Source organism: Cognatiyoonia sp. IB215446 (genome assembly GCF_033963825.1).
GTDB lineage: Bacteria > Pseudomonadota > Alphaproteobacteria > Rhodobacterales > Rhodobacteraceae > Yoonia.
Map to the genome: position 1 here is coordinate 765,891 of NZ_JAXBMD010000002.1, position 15,345 is coordinate 781,235.

A 15,345-nucleotide genomic window follows, 5' to 3' on the forward strand; every position below is an offset into this window, starting at 1 on the left:
GTATGTCGCTAAAAAATAAACTTAGGGTAATGGTGGTTGACGACATGACGGTCAGCCGCGGACTACTTGTTCAGTCGTTGGAAGATATGGGGCTGGTTCATGTAGATCACCATAAATCCGGTGACGCCGCGATGCCGTTGCTTGCCGCAAACCCGGTGCACTTGGTTATCAGCGATTTCAATATGCCCGGCATGAATGGCCTTGACCTCCTCGAAAACCTACGCGTGAATCAAACGACCAAGGGTATTGGGTTTATCTTGGTTACGGGTTCTCCTACGCCGGAGATAATTGCTCGCGGACGAAAGTTGGGTCTAAACAATATCGTCAAGAAACCCTTCACAACAGCTACGCTCAAATCAGCTGTTGAGACGGTTGTGGGACGTCTATGAGCAAAGTCGAAACCAGCCGTATCCAACCGGTGCTGGAAGCTCTGGCTGATGAGTTGGCTTGTGCCGGCGCCATGCTCCTCAGCTACGAGCGTGCAGTAACGCCTTTGGTATCGCAATCGAACGTCGCTCATCGAGAAGTGCAGGGGTTCGATCTAGCACTGCAGATGCTCAATGACCTCGAATACTTGTCAAGAGTTCTGGCCGCCCATTTGCCTGCAGATGCCGTTACAACCAGCCCACTAGATGCATCCGGTCTTACGCTGGAGAGAAGTCGACATCGACTAGATATGTCTGCCGGGTCTGACAGCACAAATCAATCGTCGGCGCAGAATGTATCTGTCGATCTTTTCTAAATAGTGCACCCCTAGCTGGCTTTCGAGGACTACTTAATGATCAATCGTCTGGCACAAGTTCCCATTCGCCTTCGGCTTCCGCTACTTGTGGTCGGCGCGCTACTTACGAGTATCGCCTTATCAAGTTACGTTTATTTCATCGAATTCAAAAGAATTCAGACCCAAAGAGCCGAAGACCTCAGTGCAACCATCGCGGAGAACGCGGCTGATCGCCTCGAGATTTGGCTGGCCAATGCTGCGCGCAGTATGGACAGCTATGCAAAAGATCGTACGACTGGCCAAACACTTATCCGCTTGGCTGATGCACTCCGGGCTGAACAAGCGACTTTGGTGCTCGCCGATATCCGACGCTCTTATGTAAGTGAAAACCCTTTTCCAGCGGATCGACGGCAGGAGTTGGATGTTGCTGATAGGAGGCGCCCATATGATCAGGCGCACGAACAACTGCATTTCCAATTTCGTAACATCGTCAATCGAGCTGACTATGATGATCTTATGTTGATCTTGCCTAACGGGCTTGTCGCATATTCCGTGAAAAAGAGTGAAGATTTTGCGACAAACGTCGAGAATGGCCCCTACGCGTCATCTGGTTTGGGCCGGGCGTTTCGACTTGCGATGCAGGCAGATCCGGACACCAAGGTGTTTGTTGATTTTGAGAGATATGTACCCAGCGGACAAGATCCGGTGTCATTCATGGCCCAAAAAGTGGTCGATTTGGACGGGACGACGATTGGCGTGGTTGCTATCCAGTTATCTGCTCAAATCACGCAGCGGCATCTTGGGCAGTCCTCAAAACTTGGTGCTGATGATGAAGTTTACCTGATTGGCACCGATGGACGTGCTCGCAGTGTTGCGCGTTCACCGGAGGTCCTCTCAGTGCTAGAGCCTGTCGCAGTGCCCAAACAACTCGAGGCAGTGCGTCTTGGTGTGGATACTTTTTTGGACGATGTGCAAGGTATTAGAGGTGCAGCTGTTAGCGCTCAAATCAAACCTTTTGACATGCTTGGTCTAAACTGGTCGATCATTGTGGAGCTAAACAGAGAGAATGCTTATTCTGGATTGAAAGAATTTCTCTGGCGCATGCTTGGCGTGATAACTATTGGCGCGGTGGCATCCACTGTCGCAGGCTATTTTGTTGCGGTTTCGATTACGCGGCCTCTAAGTGTCTTCGCAGATGAAATGCGGAGGTTGAGCGATGATGACTACGCGACCCCAATATCGGGGCTGGACCGCGCAGACGAGATTGGCGCACTGTCGCGATCGTTACAAGGCTTTAAAGATAAGCTCATCGTGTCGCGTGATGCGTCAGACATGGTCGCAAAAAAACGTAAGGAGCAAGCTGAAGTTGTTGACGCTCTTGGCCAGGGTCTGAGAGGCCTCGCAAGCGGAGATTTGTCAGTGCAGTTAGAGGTTGAGTTCCCGGAAGAGTATGACCGGCTACGCGGCGATTTCAACGCGACGATCAATACCATGAATGATCTTACGACGATGATCGTCGAGAACGCGACGGAGATACATGCGCGTGCCGAAGAAATCAGCACATCGTCGGATGATCTTTCGCAACGGACGGAGAGCCAGGCGGCCACTTTGGAACAGACAGCTGCCGCCCTTGACGAATTAACGTCCAGTGTTCGCGAAGCGGCTGACAGCGCCTCGGAAGTTGAAGAGGTCGTAACCGGTGCCCGTAAAGACGCGGAAGAAAGCGGCCAAATTGTGTCAGAGGCGGTGGAGGCAATGTCTATGATCAGGAAGTCATCCAACGAGATTTCGCAGATCATTGGCGTAATTGATGACATCGCATTTCAGACCAACTTGCTCTCTTTAAATGCTGGCGTTGAAGCTGCGAGGGCAGGTGACGCAGGGCGAGGATTCGCAGTCGTCGCATCAGAAGTGCGCGCACTAGCCCAAAGATCATCCGAAGCCGCAAAGAAGATCAAAGAGTTGATTACCAGCAGTTCTGAGCAAGTCGAAACTGGAGTCGGCCTTGTAGGCCGAACAGGTGATGCGTTGAGCTCTATCATTGCTCGTGTCGGCGATATCGATAGCTTGGTAACTGGCATCGCGACTGGATCAAGAGAGCAGTCTATTGGACTTGGCGAGATTAATGTAGGTATATCGCAACTCGACCAGGTCACGCAGCAAAACGCGGCTATGGTTGAAGAAGCAACTGCTGCTGCAACGACGCTGAAAAACGAAGCCGCAGCGCTAAGCCAAACAGTTGCACGCTTCAAACTGGAAGATAACCAGGAAGAGGCTCGGCGCGATAATGAAGTGATCCAGTTCCGTTCGACGAGCCCAAAGTCGATTGCTCAGAGAACAGTCGAAACCACAAATGAAGCTTTGCTGCCAGAACTCGAGACAGTTGCCCTTGGCGGTAGTTGGAAGGACTTCTAGTAGTGATCAGTTTGCACGTTTTGGAAGGGTGCTAAAATGCGTGTTTTGATTGCAGAGCCAGATGATGCGAGGCGGTCACGGGCCGCCGAGCGGCTCAAAGCGGTGCCAGGCGTGAATTTGATGGCGGCTTGCGCGGATTTATCCAATGCCTTTGACACCATAGAGCATCGACCACCCCACCTCGTTCTTTATGCCACTGAATTTACTAAGATGCGAGAGTTTGAGGCGATGGAGACTCTGTGCCGTTGCTTATCAGTTCGCTGGATGACTTTTACGTTTGGAACCTCGTCTCTTGATCGGCGGCATGACGATGTCGACCTGTCGGCCGACCCAAGCACGGTGCAGTCTGCGTTGAGGGCCTTGATGAGGGGCAGGGTGTCCCCTCAAGGTGGTGCGAAAGCCGGTCTGTTTTTGTCAACCTCTCAAGTACAATCAAATCGCATCATCCTCATTGGTTCCTCAACTGGCGGCATCGATGCCTTGCTTGAAGTTCTAGGCAGTTTTCCTGCCGATTGTCCGCCTACCCTCATCGTTCAACACACCGGCGCAGCGTTTAGTGCCGGCCTCGCGCGTTTGCTTGATGCGCGCGTCGAACCCAAAGTTGTTGAAGCACGTGATGGTGAACCATTGGAGCCAGGTGTTGTGATGATTGCGCCTGGTGCGGATCGTCATTTGGTATTGGACGGTCAACGCGCCTTGCGATGCCGTTTGACTAACGGCGAAAAAGTGAGCGGCCACCGGCCATCGGTCGATGCCCTCTTTCAATCGGCGTTATCCATTGCGGGTCGAACGACCGCGGTTATCCTGACGGGAATGGGCAAAGACGGCGCACAGGGGATGCGTGCACTAAAACTTGCAGGAGCTGCGACAATTGGACAAGACAAAGCGACGTCACTGGTCTACGGAATGCCAGGAGCTGCAGCTGAACTGAGTGCGCTTCAGCAGATTTTGCCGCTGTCGGCGATTGGGCCCGCCATTTTGAAATCATCCCATATGGAAATTCGTCAATGACGGTGATGCAAAACTGGCCGTCCGGTTATGCGACGCGAACTGTTTCTGTCATTCAAGGCGAGTACAAGGTGTCATCTGATGCAGAGGTCGTTCTTTCAACGGTCCTAGGATCTTGTATCTCGGTGTGTCTTTTTGATCGTGTGACCGGCATCGGCGGGATGAACCACTATTTACTTGCTGATGGTGGCAACGAGGAATCGAATAACCTAAAATACGGCGCCCACGCAATGGAGCTGTTAGTGAACGGCTTGTTGAAGTTTGGCGCATCGCGTGCCAACCTGAAAGCTAAGGTTTTTGGCGGTAGTTTGATGAGTGGTCGGTTTGACTACATCGGACCGCGCAATGCCCAATTCGCAATTGACTATTTGAACGACGAAAACCTGACACTCCTCGCACAGGACACCGGCGGGACTTCAGCTAGGCGAGTTAATTTTCACCCCGTGACTGGTCAGGCGCGAGTGATTCAGACACGGTCGCAAGTTGAAATTGCTCCGCAGAACCCAACCGAAAAGCCAGACAACAAAGGCCGAATGAGCAATGTTATCCTATTCTAGATTTTGAAGCACGACCGACCGAAGTCATCGTGAATTTGCAATATGAGCGTCGCGTCTGGCCCTTGCAAGGGTCTTCCCGACTGTATCCGTAAGGCTCTGCACAGTGTGCTGCGCGACCGATTACGACAAGTTTTCGTCGTTTGAGCTCATTAAGGATTAGTCGAATGGTGTCCCCTCGACTTGCGCCGACCCCCCAAAGTGCTGCTGTCGTTGTCTGCAAGATGATAATTTCCCAATGACTCAAAGGCGGCGGCCTCGATTTGGCCCACGATGTCCCATAAAGGCACTGCGCTTCTGCCCTAATGCCCGATCATAAATATGATTGTTATGCGGTCTAAGTTGATGGTGTTTTCCCTAAACATTGCCCGCCGAGCAACGTGTGAACATAGCCTTACGTGCGGACCATAGCAGGATAAGAAAACTCGTGCTTTGCTGGAACCGTCCATGCGCGGCACCCGGTTTCGATTGCGGTGTTTCTTCGCTAGGTGTTGTCCACTTTGCTTGAAAATCCGGCCTTAGTAAGAATGCCGCCGTCGGACGGTCTGTTCATGGAGGTGGTGTAACAGCACGCCCATCCCTTTGTTGTCAGCGGCGTCAACAGTGATTGCGCCGATCTGATCTAGGGGTATCGATATCGTGGGAACGGTTTCCGCCGACGCCATTTGGAGGTTTAGGTCTTTGCAAATCATCTGGAAGTGGCGCCCTAATTGCAAGCTACTTGGGTCCAGCGGGTCCGTGCCAACTCTTAGCTCTTCTGGATCAATAACTCCGTCGCCGTCGGAATCGGCTTTGTAAGGAAACGTCATGGTTTGCGCTTCGAACTCATTCGACAGGCCATCTCCATCGATGTCGGCATCCGCAATGTCCTCAATCCCGTCACGGTCTGTATCTTCCCAACGGGTTGGATCGTTCGGGAAACCGTCAAAGGCGTCCTTAACCCCATCACCGTCGGCATCCACTGCGATCGGCACAGGTTTACCAATCCATTCTGAGGCAAAATCCAATGAGTCACCGGACATCAATATGGCCATCACTGTCGGCTCAATCTCCGACATGAAAAGCCGGCGTTGCTCTTGCGGTAAGCCCAAATGATCGCCAGGGCGCCACCCCACTTTGGGCAATGCACGCAAGGCCCAGGCCATACTGGTGCGATCGGTTACCGTGACATTGCCCTGCTGACCTGCCGAAAGACGGGCACCGGAAATGATCACCATCATCAATTCCTGGATTTCTCGGTTCGAGTAGTGGCGCCGCAACTCTTCGATATGCGCCGCAGTGGTGCGCGCCGGCAATGGTCCAGCATCACGGGCGAAACGCAAGGCGGCCATTTCTGCTGGCGAGAACTGCTGTGATCTTTCAATGTCGAAGAGGTCATAAATCGAACTCAGGGCTGCTTCATCGACGATGCCGTCTGGGGCTTCGTCTTGCAGAAACTCATAGAGCCAACGCGTGCCGTGCACCTGGCAATGCGTGCAGCCAGAGGACAACTGAAAAGTCACGAAGACCTGCCAAAGGAACTTCATCGGCAGCGCGCGATCTCCGGCAGCAAAGTAATCTTCTATCCGCGATGTGCCCATCCCGGACTGGCGCATCCACTGCGTGTCAAAGTTGATCCGGTCGCTGAAAGCCACCTCTGTATCGGTCGACATTGGCGGGCGATAGTATGTGAAGTCGTACGCAGACACGTCGAAGGCCGGCGTTTTCTCATCGGGTAAATTGAGGTCAGCGATGCCCGGTTGTGCCCATCGATCATGATCTATGGGATAGTAGTCGAAAGGGTCCTCAACACCATCCTGGTCACTGTCCATTGTGACGCGAGACACGTTATATCCAGTGACGGCATTGAGCCAGTCGCTGTCAAACTCGGCGGGCGGCGCGGACAGATCTTCGCGCTTCCAGTTCTTCAAGATTTCCTGCCGAGCGTTCTCCATCAACTCCCCAGCAAAGAGGGCGGCTCGCTGTTCTTCCGCACTGGCGCTGACGTTCTTTCCCACCGTCCAGCCAACGCTGTAAAGGTTTGCGTTGGCCCAGCTCACAGTCGCTTGATCTGTCGGGATGGGAAGGATGTTGTCATGCGCTGCATTTGCCGCATTGAACGCGATCATTTCGATGAGTTCGGCGATCTGGCGGTCTACAAAATGTCGACGTAGCATGGCGTGTGAGTTGGCCGTCACATCTCCTGGCAGCTGTGATAGCTGGTCGACAAAAGTGAAAGCCGCTTTCAGACGCTGATCTTCAATCGTTTCAATGTAGTTGGGTTGCCAGACCGCAAGAATGTCCTCCATCGGCACACCGAGATGCGAGAGTTGAAACGCGCTGCGTGCCTGATGATGCCCGCTGCCCGCTTGAATCATCTGATAGAGTGTCATTTTCCATTTGGATTCGGCGTCGAACATAGCGTTCGCATGTATCATCATGTCGCCAATCATCGAACCTTCGGTAAAGTAACGGAGGTTGCTGATGTCGATCAGATGCCGATCATAGTAAGGCATAGCTTCGTCGGCTGCGGGGATGTCTTGAGCGTTTGCGGTTGAGATTGAAAGACAAGCACTGGCGAGCAGTTTGGCGATGAGTTTGGGCATCGGTTTCTCCGAGCTGAGTGTTGTTTTGCTGCCAGTGAAGACCGCATGAGCAGCAAACGGGACGATCGGTTTACGTAGGGTCACTATCAAATTGCGGCAATCCAACTAGGCTGGGAAGACACGAAAATGCGCATCAACTGCGCGTTTCAATCTGTTGTTCGGCTGGCTGTGGGCCAGCACTATGTTGGAGACCCCAAGATACAAAAACACAGCGTTCGCTGACCTCAACAGGAGCCCTTGATGACCCTTCCTAGACTGACGTCCACAGTTTGCGCCTTTGCATTGTCGGCAGGACTAGCCCATGCCGACACACAGCCGAGTTTTGGTGTTCTTGAATTCGGGCTCGAAGACACATTGTTTGTATCGGATTCATCAGCTGGCACGATCACTGCGTATGACTTGCCGAACGAAGGCACTCCGCCAGCGGAAGATAGGGCTTTCAATCTGCTTGACGTTGATGCGCTGGTTACGGCAGCCGTTGGGGCAGAAGGGCGTATCATCTACAATGACCTTGCGGTGCACCCGGTGACCAGGGCAGCTTATGTTTCGCTTAACGCGACTATTGACGATCACCCCAAAAGTGCTGTTGTCGCTATCACGCAGGATGGTAGTGTCAGCGTTGTAGATTTGGCTGCGATCCCGTCTGCAAGTTTCGTACTTGAGAATACAGCCGATGAGGATGTGACTTTCTGGCGTGACATACCGGCACCCAGTTTGACCATTACTGACCTCGATTTCGTCAACGGCGAGCTGTTTGTTTCGGGCATTTCGACAGGTGAATTCGCATCGACCCTTCGTCGTATCGCTTTTCCGTTTGATGGGCCGCAGGTTTCGAGCAGCATCGAAATGTTCCACGCAGCCCACGGCCAGAACGAAACACGTGCGCCGATCCGCGCGATGTCTGTAATCGACGTTGACGGAGTGCCCACCGTCGTGGCCGCCTATACCTGCACCCCACTTGTCACGATTCCAGTAGAAGATTTGCAGGACGGCGCTCATGTTATTGGCAAGACTATCGCGGAGCTGGGATACGGTAACCGACCGCTCGATGTGATCCCGTTCTCAACCGCCAATATGGAAGGTGATATTGAAAGCTATGTGTTGGTGGTCAATCGTGAAATGGATGCCGATCTGATTTCAATGGATGCGCTTAGGGATGCGGTTGCTTCACCGGGTTTGTCCGAGCCAATACCTTATCTGGGCGCAACCGTCGGCGTGCAGACAACGCCCTTGCCATTGTCTGGTGTGGTGCATGCCGCTGATCAGGATAACCAGTTCATTCTGACAATGCGTCGTGATCTCGATACCGGTGCCATGGAACTTGTGTCTTTCCGCAAGGGTGCGTTCTTTCGGCTCAGCGACTTTATCAGCGAGTATAACTTCCCCGATTACGCGTATTCGGAAGAAGCCCAGGGCGTTCGTATGTTCCAGAACATGCTGAAGGCTGATGAAGGCTTTCCCGACCAGATTGTGCAATGATCACGCTTGCCTTGCCGCTGTCGCTCTCTGTTCTTGTAGTCGCGAGTACGATAGCTGCTGCCTGTCCGACCGTCGCGGAAAACCGCGTGGACATCTATCCGACTGCAAAAGAGCTGCCGGCGAACCTGCTTCGGCTATATATCTACTTCCCCCGCGCGATGACTGCGGAGGAAGGGTCGCGGCACGTTGCCTTGCTGGATGACAAAGGCGCCCGCGTCAATGGTGCATTTCTGGCGACAAATCAGGAGCTTTGGTCTCCAGACAGGGACCGACTAACACTGCTTCTTGACCCCGGACGCGTAAAGTCCGGTCTTGCGGCCCATGAGGTCTTGGGCCGCGCGCTCGTTCCCGGCCAAAGCTATACTCTGGTCATCTCAGGAGCAGCAATCGATGCGCGGGGTTGCCCGCTCGGAGCGGACGTAGTGCACAACTTTTCAGTTGTGGGACCGGATTACGATACACCTAACCCCGTAGCTTGGTCCATTGGTTCACCTCGCGTCAACAGCTCGGAGCCGGTCAAAGTTGATTTAGGAAGCACGCATGATCATCTTTCAATGGCATATCGTTTGCGCGTAGTGGATGATAAGTCTGAAATCGTGCCCGGGGCTATCGAGCTGGGTCCAGAAGAGAAAAGCTGGCACTTTGTACCGCGCGAACCCTGGGCCGAAGTGACGTATAATTTAGTAGTGGATGAAAGACTGGAAGACCTTGCAGGTAACCGACCAGGTGTCCTGTTTGACCGACCGGTTTCGGCTGAGCCAACCGAGTGGCAGAGCCATTTATCATTTTTACCAACCAAGGACGACGGTTAGAATTCGAGTGCTTTTAGGCAAGACAACATCGCTTGCACCTTCTCAGTGCGATGTAGGTCAACATGGGTGACGAGCCAGACATGCACGGTCCATTCATCCAAGGAAGGACCGATCTGATAAAGATCGGTTTGCGCTTCTGATCCCGCTACAGGTAGAAAGCCGAGTCCCAGCCCACCTTTGATCGCTTGTTCTAGTACAAGTGCATCAGCGGTTCGAAAGACCACCCGGTCGCTTTGAACATTGTCCGCTAGCCAGGCCTCGAATGGGGCAGACGATCTTTTACGTGGATTCCCTACAAAATCATGATGCGCGAGATCATCCAGGTCGCGAGGCGTTCCTTGCTTCTCCAGATACGAAGTATGAGCGAAGAGCCCAAACCTCAGTTGGCAGTAAGGTTGCACCACGTAGTCTTCATTCTCTGGCTTGCGGCCAGCCCGAAGCGCAATGTGAGCTTCGGCATGTTCAAGTTTCAGAAGCGCGACATCTGCGAGCAGGGACACTCTTGTTTTCGGATGCGCATGTCGAAACGAGCGGAATGCCGGCATAAGAACGTTGGAGATGGGGAACAAGGTGGTCACAATCACTTCGCCCGACAGCTCGGAACTCTGTACCCTGACCCGACCGGCAAAATCGTCCAGAATGTCATGCGCGCGACCCGCAACGCTGAAGAACTCCTGACCGGCTTCGGTCAAATGATATCCGCGTCGATGCCGAATAAAGAGACGGACCCCCAACTGCTTTTCGAGAGTTTCGATATGGCGATTAACCGTTGCGCGGTGAACACCCAAAACTTCTGCGGCCTTGCTGACGGTGCCTTCCTTGGCCACACAATAGGCTGAGTGTATTTCGGTCCAAGTCTTCATATAAGGTGAACGATTCCATGGAATGCCGTCAAAAATCCATGAAAACTGGTGGTACCATATGACGCATTGGCGCGCACTGAATGCGCGCTGGGGGGCCTTGTGCACATTTTGGAATCCGAAGCTTAATGGGCAATATAGGGCAGTTGCGGCCAGAGCGTTCAACGAGAAGCTTGCAATGCGAGAGTTCAATGGGTCAGTTGAACGTGGGAAAGGAACGCTGTGAGAATTCTTGCCTTTGCCGCCACAAACAGCACTACCTCAATCAATCGTCAGCTTTTAGAGTATGCGGAGCGCCGACTGACGTCTCTAGTTCCAATCGTAGAGATCGAATTTTTGGACCTGAACGAATACGAAATGCCAATCTATTCCCCGGAACGGGAAAAGGCCGACGGCGTCCATCCCTTGGCGCAAGTCTTCTATGACAAGATCGGGGCTGCGGATGCGCTATTGGTATCGTTTGCGGAATACAACGGTTTTGTGACGGCGGCCTGGAAGAATATCTTTGATTGGATGAGCCGGATAGATGCCAAAGTCTGGCAGGACAAACCAATGGTCATTCTCGCCGCATCGCCCGGTGCGCGTGCGGGGTCAAACGTCTTGGCAAGCCAAGAACTGCTGGCACCTTTCTTTGGTGGTGATCTCAAGGGCAAGTATGGCGTCGGAAACTGGAAGGATGTTTGGAACGGGAAAACCTTGACCCGGCCGGAGGATTTAGCGGGCGTTGACGAAGCGCTCATGGGCTACAGCAGATGACATCCCGCGCTTGCTGGACACGCGTCGAATGCTGAAGATTTAAACATGCTTTAGCAAATATCGGTGCCATGGGATGAATAGAAAGACTGCAATCTTAACGATCCCCGCAATCAAGGTTGAGGTCGGAAATTCGCCGACTTCGATCATCGTGTAGAATCTCGAAGCCCCTGCCAAAGCCATTAGAGTGGCTAGTATCGTGAGCACGGGGCCGCAGATGTTGATGTTTCGTGCAACCCAAAGGCATAGGAAGAACACTCCAGTGAACCATATGGCGTATGCGATGCCCAATACTTTGCGATCATCAAGTTGTCTCGAAGGGCTGCTTTGATGGGAGGATTGGCAACGTTGCTGAAATGGGTCGTCCATTCATCATAAGCTCTTATCCATTGTATCGAGTATCGGGGTCTTAAGCTCATGTTCTTGGGTTACATTGAGGCGTATCGCCTCACGCCGATATGCTTCACATGCTCTCTGGATGGTCGAGCTTTTTCTCGCACAATCTGTTGACTGCTGCATGTAAGAGGATTGTGAGCACGGCAAATACAATAAGTGCTGCGAACATCAGATCTGTCTTGGCACGGCCATTGGCCAGTAGCATCAGGTAGCCTAGCCCTTGTGAGGCACCGACCCATTCACCGACAATTGCCCCGATTGGGGCATAGACAGCGGCAAGCCTTAGACCAGATGCAAACCCCGGCAAAGCGGCTGGAATTCGGATAAATAACATGGTGCGCGCGGAGCTTGCACCCATCACCCGTGCCATACCCAGCCAATCACGGTTTGTGCGCATCAAAGCGTCAAAGAAAGATGATGTCACAGGAAAGTAGATGATAATAAGTGCAATCATAATTTTGGACCAAAGCCCAAAACCCAGCCATAGCGTCAAAATCGGAGCGAGTGCAAAGACAGGTACTGTTTGACTGAATACAAGCATAGGCTGCATGACGGCGCGCGCTGCCGGTGAAGCAACCAGCGAAATGGCCGTCACGAAGCCGAATACTGCGCCCAGAACGAGCCCAATCAAAACTTCGGCCATGGTGATCATCGCATGCTCCGCCAGCAATGCCCGACTGTTCCAAATCGTTTCAGCAACAAGCATGGGTGGCGGAAGAATAAAACGCGGAACGCCGCTGCTCCAGGCGATACCCTGCCAAAGCATGATCAATAACACGGCCGCCAGGATCCCATTGCGCAAGCTACTCATCTGGCCACAGTGAACCCTGCCCATGACGCGTCAAAAAACGCGCGCTCCAATGCCAGGGTCTGCGTAAATACTTCCGTTACATCGGCGCGCGCAGTCTCATCGAGCTCCAGCCAGACTGCATCGAGTTGTTCGCGCAGGTAAGCGACAACGTCAGAGAATCCCGTTCCTGAATGCAGTGTGATCCACTCTCCAAACCAAAACGGCAGGTCCGCCGCTCGGTCTTCGAAAGGTGTCGCCCAATCAAGATAAACCCACTCCGCCACGACCAGCACCGACAGTATGATCTCGTACCGGCCTGAATGGCGCGCATCGTCCATGTGGTTCTGAAAGGCTCGTGTTTCGGGTGCGATCTGATTGGCTTCGGGCACGCCCAGAGCATCCATTGCGCGCAGGAAGTAGGTGTTCTCTTGTCCACAGATCAGTCCCAGAAACTGCGCGCCTGGCGCCGCGTCTGCCAGACTCGGTGCAAGAGCTACGGCAGACGCGAGAAGGCGCACAAACCTTTCGACAAACAGATAATCCTGCTGCAGGTAACCCGCCATCTTGTCGGGGCTCAGCGTTCCTTCAGCAAGCGCATTGGTAAAGGGATGCCTTGTGGCGGCCCGCCAATCCTCGGCTACACTTAGTTGAAGGTCTTGGGTGGCGCTCACTGGTGGCTCCTGAGCTGGCGAAACAGCCTAGCTTGAGTTTCGAGAACATCCGCCGAGTCGACCGGTCGCGGGATTGTGCCGCTTGGTTCGGTTAAGTCGATCAGGCCGGTCGGTGTCATTATCTTGATATACTGGCCCAACCGAGCAGCTTCTGCGGGATCGTGGGTAACCAGTAGGACGGTACGGCCCGTCAAAAGCTTTGCAGTCAGATCTTGCATCTGCATGCGGGTCAGCGCGTCAAGGGCTGAGAAGGGTTCGTCCAACAAAACAGTGGGGCAATCCTCCATCAACGTTCTGGCCAACGCCACCCTTTGCCGTTGACCACCTGACAAACCGCCCGGCTTCTTTTTGGCATGGTGAGCTAGCCCAACCTGTTGCAGCATATCCATCGCTCTGCTGGCATCAGGTTTGTCGCCGCGCAGGCGTGCTCCGATCATCACGTTATCCATCGCACTTAACCAAGGCAGCAGAAGATCTTGCTGGGCCATCAGGGCGACGCGACTGGGATTACTGATCTGGCCTGCAAAATCTATTTCCTGGGCTATACCGGCAAGTAGCTTTAGAACCGTTGATTTGCCTACACCGCTTGCACCCAACAAACAGGTCCATTTTTCTGGTTCTAGAACCAAATCAAGATGTGAAAAAACAGGTACCTCGCCGATGGCGGCCGCCCCGCTTATGCGCAAAGACCCGTTCATGGGGTCAGTCCCATGTCCCAAAACCCAATCTCAAGCTTGGTTGCCATTTCGAAGCGCGCTAAAAGCGTGGCCCAACGCGGGCTTGATTGCGGATGATTGCCCAACCTGCGCGTCACTGCCGCATCGACTAACGCGCCCACATCACGACACACTTGTTGATAGTCGTCTCCCGCATAGACCTTGATCCAATCGGTGTATTTTTCGGACGTCTTGGACGTTTCCAACGACGTGCCGATCTCTCCATATCCCATCACGCATGGCGCAAGTGCGGCAAGCAGATCCAGAAGGTCACCTGAATGGCCTGCATCCAGTACATAGCGCGTATAAGCCAGGTTCGCGGCGCGCTCTTGGGTCGCGAAAAGTGCGACTTCATCGATCCCTGCGTCTGCGCAGGTTTTAATGTGCAGGGCAATTTCCTCGTTGATCAACCCATTCACTGTGCTGGCGGCTAGCCGCATTTCCGCGACCGTGTCAGCCTTGGTGATTGCCAGCGCCCATGCCCGCGCAAAATGAATAAGAAAGACGTAATCCTGCTTGAGGTAGTGCAAAAACATTGCGGTCGGTAGAGTGCCATCTCCTAGCCCTTTGACAAAGGCGTGGTTTGTGTAAGCAGACCAGATGGGGGTTGCATCCCGCCAAGTCTGGAAAACGCTACCATAGTTCATTCTGCACCCAAATCGACAGCTAACGCCGAAACTGGCCTTGTACCTTCGACTAGGCCACTATCGGCAAGAAATTGTTCGAACCGGGTATACCGCCCTTCATCCAGGGCCTCTGGGCGCAGAGCAAAGCGCGGCAGCGTATCGATCCAGGCTTTGGCATTCAACTGGTCGTCCAGTTCCGGTGCATAGCCTTTGAACAGGTTCCAGGATTCCTCTGGGTTATTCACGATGTATTGCGTCGCCAATTCCGTTGCGCGCAAAAAGCGACGCACTTGATCTTGGTCCATCAGTTCTGGGTTAGTGACATAGATCAGTTCATCATAGGTGGGAACGCCCTCTTCCTCGACGTAGAAGCATTTGCCCTCGACGCCTTCGATTTCCATCTGGTTCAACTCAAAATTCCGGTAAGCCCCGATCACCGCGTCGACCTGTTGCGACATCAATGATGGGCTGAGCGAGAAGTTGACGTTCACCATCTCAACCTCATCCAAACCGACACCGTGCTTGCTCAACATCGCAGTCAATACGGCTTCTTCAACGCCTGCGACGGAGAACCCGATCTTGCCGCCTTTTAACTGGCTAATGTGCTGGATAGGGCCGTCCTTGAGGACGAGAAGGCAATTCAGCGGTGTGGCGATAAGTGTACCTACACGGATCAGAGGCAAACCTTCGGCTATCTGCAAGTGCAGGCTGGGCTGGTAGCTGACGGCAATGTCGCCTTGGCCGGCGGCGACCAGTTTGGGTGGCGCCGAAGGATCCGCCGGCGGGATGATTTCCACCTCAAGACCCTGATCAGCGAAATAGCCAAGCTCTTCCGCGACGATGATCGGACCATGATCGGGGTTGATGAACCAATCCAAAAGTAGGGTCATCTTGTCCTGCGCATAGGCCGGGGCCGCGATCAGTATGGCTGCGGCGCTGGTCAAGAGTAGTTTCATCGG

The 15,345-nt window shown here is 53.4% G+C and carries 16 protein-coding genes; 8 read left to right on the top strand and 8 right to left on the bottom strand.

All coding sequences use genetic code 11. The annotated features are described in order from the left end of the window. Nucleotides 1–2: 2 nt before the first annotated feature. The 5 genes from SLH49_RS11385 to SLH49_RS11405 are packed head-to-tail and all read left to right on the top strand — an operon-like array spanning nt 3 to nt 4,701. A complete protein-coding gene (locus SLH49_RS11385) occupies nt 3–389 on the top strand; it encodes a response regulator (protein ID WP_320269266.1) in 387 nt (128 codons plus the stop codon). Continuing rightward, nucleotides 386–742, top strand: a complete 357-nt coding sequence (locus SLH49_RS11390; RefSeq protein ID WP_320269267.1) for a hypothetical protein — start codon at nt 386–388, stop codon at nt 740–742. Before SLH49_RS11385 ends, SLH49_RS11390 begins: the two co-directional genes overlap by 4 nt. 36 nt (nt 743–778) lie before the next feature. Beyond that, nucleotides 779–3,136, top strand: a complete 2,358-nt coding sequence (locus SLH49_RS11395) for a methyl-accepting chemotaxis protein (protein ID WP_320269268.1) — start codon at nt 779–781, stop codon at nt 3,134–3,136. A 36-nt stretch (nt 3,137–3,172) separates the two neighbouring features. Beyond that, nucleotides 3,173–4,147 carry a CheB methylesterase domain-containing protein gene (locus tag SLH49_RS11400; protein WP_320269269.1) on the top strand — a complete coding sequence of 325 codons (975 nt, stop codon included), beginning with the start codon at nt 3,173–3,175 and terminating at the stop codon, nt 4,145–4,147. Further along, entirely contained in the window at nt 4,144–4,701 is a 558-nt protein-coding gene (locus SLH49_RS11405) for a chemotaxis protein CheD (protein WP_320269270.1), read from the top strand. The genes SLH49_RS11400 and SLH49_RS11405 overlap by 4 nt, the downstream gene beginning before the upstream one ends. Nucleotides 4,702–5,216: 515 nt before the next feature. Here the strand turns inward: SLH49_RS11405 and SLH49_RS11410 are convergent. Further along, the gene (locus tag SLH49_RS11410; protein ID WP_320269271.1) at nt 5,217–7,283 is read right to left on the bottom strand and encodes a hypothetical protein; all 2,067 of its coding nucleotides are present in this window, start codon (nt 7,281–7,283) and stop codon (nt 5,217–5,219) included. 240 nt (nt 7,284–7,523) lie between these two features. On the opposite strand from SLH49_RS11410, the gene SLH49_RS11415 reads away from it, so the two are divergent. Both SLH49_RS11415 and SLH49_RS11420 read left to right on the top strand, forming a co-directional pair. Continuing rightward, a complete protein-coding gene (locus tag SLH49_RS11415) occupies nt 7,524–8,762 on the top strand; it encodes a hypothetical protein (protein ID WP_320269272.1) in 1,239 nt (412 codons plus the stop codon). Next, the gene (locus tag SLH49_RS11420) at nt 8,759–9,574 is read left to right on the top strand and encodes a hypothetical protein (protein ID WP_320269273.1); all 816 of its coding nucleotides are present in this window, start codon (nt 8,759–8,761) and stop codon (nt 9,572–9,574) included. The genes SLH49_RS11415 and SLH49_RS11420 overlap by 4 nt, the downstream gene beginning before the upstream one ends. On the opposite strand, the gene SLH49_RS11425 is transcribed toward SLH49_RS11420, so the two are convergent. Then, entirely contained in the window at nt 9,571–10,437 is an 867-nt protein-coding gene (locus tag SLH49_RS11425) for a LysR family transcriptional regulator (RefSeq protein ID WP_320269274.1), read from the bottom strand. The two genes, SLH49_RS11420 and SLH49_RS11425, sit on opposite strands and share 4 nt — an antisense overlap. A gap of 219 nt (nt 10,438–10,656) precedes the next feature. On the opposite strand from SLH49_RS11425, the gene SLH49_RS11430 reads away from it, so the two are divergent. Beyond that, nucleotides 10,657–11,190 carry an NAD(P)H-dependent oxidoreductase gene (locus SLH49_RS11430; RefSeq protein ID WP_320269275.1) on the top strand — a complete coding sequence of 178 codons (534 nt, stop codon included), beginning with the start codon at nt 10,657–10,659 and terminating at the stop codon, nt 11,188–11,190. Between the two features lie 39 nt (nt 11,191–11,229). Here SLH49_RS11430 and SLH49_RS22355 read toward each other — a convergent pair whose 3' ends face one another. From SLH49_RS22355 to SLH49_RS11455, 6 genes are all read right to left on the bottom strand, one after another. Beyond that, complete coding sequence (locus tag SLH49_RS22355) at nt 11,230–11,556, bottom strand: DUF4345 family protein (protein WP_413785282.1); 327 nt, start codon at nt 11,554–11,556, stop codon at nt 11,230–11,232. 94 nt (nt 11,557–11,650) lie between these two features. Beyond that, nucleotides 11,651–12,394, bottom strand: a complete 744-nt coding sequence (locus tag SLH49_RS11435) for an ABC transporter permease (RefSeq protein WP_320269276.1) — start codon at nt 12,392–12,394, stop codon at nt 11,651–11,653. Then, nucleotides 12,391–13,044 (bottom strand): TenA family protein, encoded by a 654-nt coding sequence (locus tag SLH49_RS11440; RefSeq protein WP_320269277.1) that lies wholly within the window; start codon nt 13,042–13,044, stop codon nt 12,391–12,393. Before SLH49_RS11440 ends, SLH49_RS11435 begins: the two co-directional genes overlap by 4 nt. Further along, complete coding sequence (locus SLH49_RS11445) at nt 13,041–13,742, bottom strand: ABC transporter ATP-binding protein (protein ID WP_320269278.1); 702 nt, start codon at nt 13,740–13,742, stop codon at nt 13,041–13,043. The genes SLH49_RS11440 and SLH49_RS11445 overlap by 4 nt, the downstream gene beginning before the upstream one ends. Then, nucleotides 13,739–14,407: a thiaminase II gene (tenA, locus tag SLH49_RS11450; RefSeq protein ID WP_320269279.1), complete on the bottom strand. Its 669-nt coding sequence runs from the start codon at nt 14,405–14,407 to the stop codon at nt 13,739–13,741. The genes SLH49_RS11445 and tenA overlap by 4 nt, the downstream gene beginning before the upstream one ends. After that, nucleotides 14,404–15,342: an ABC transporter substrate-binding protein gene (locus SLH49_RS11455; protein WP_320269280.1), complete on the bottom strand. Its 939-nt coding sequence runs from the start codon at nt 15,340–15,342 to the stop codon at nt 14,404–14,406. Before SLH49_RS11455 ends, tenA begins: the two co-directional genes overlap by 4 nt. Nucleotides 15,343–15,345: the final 3 nt, after the last annotated feature.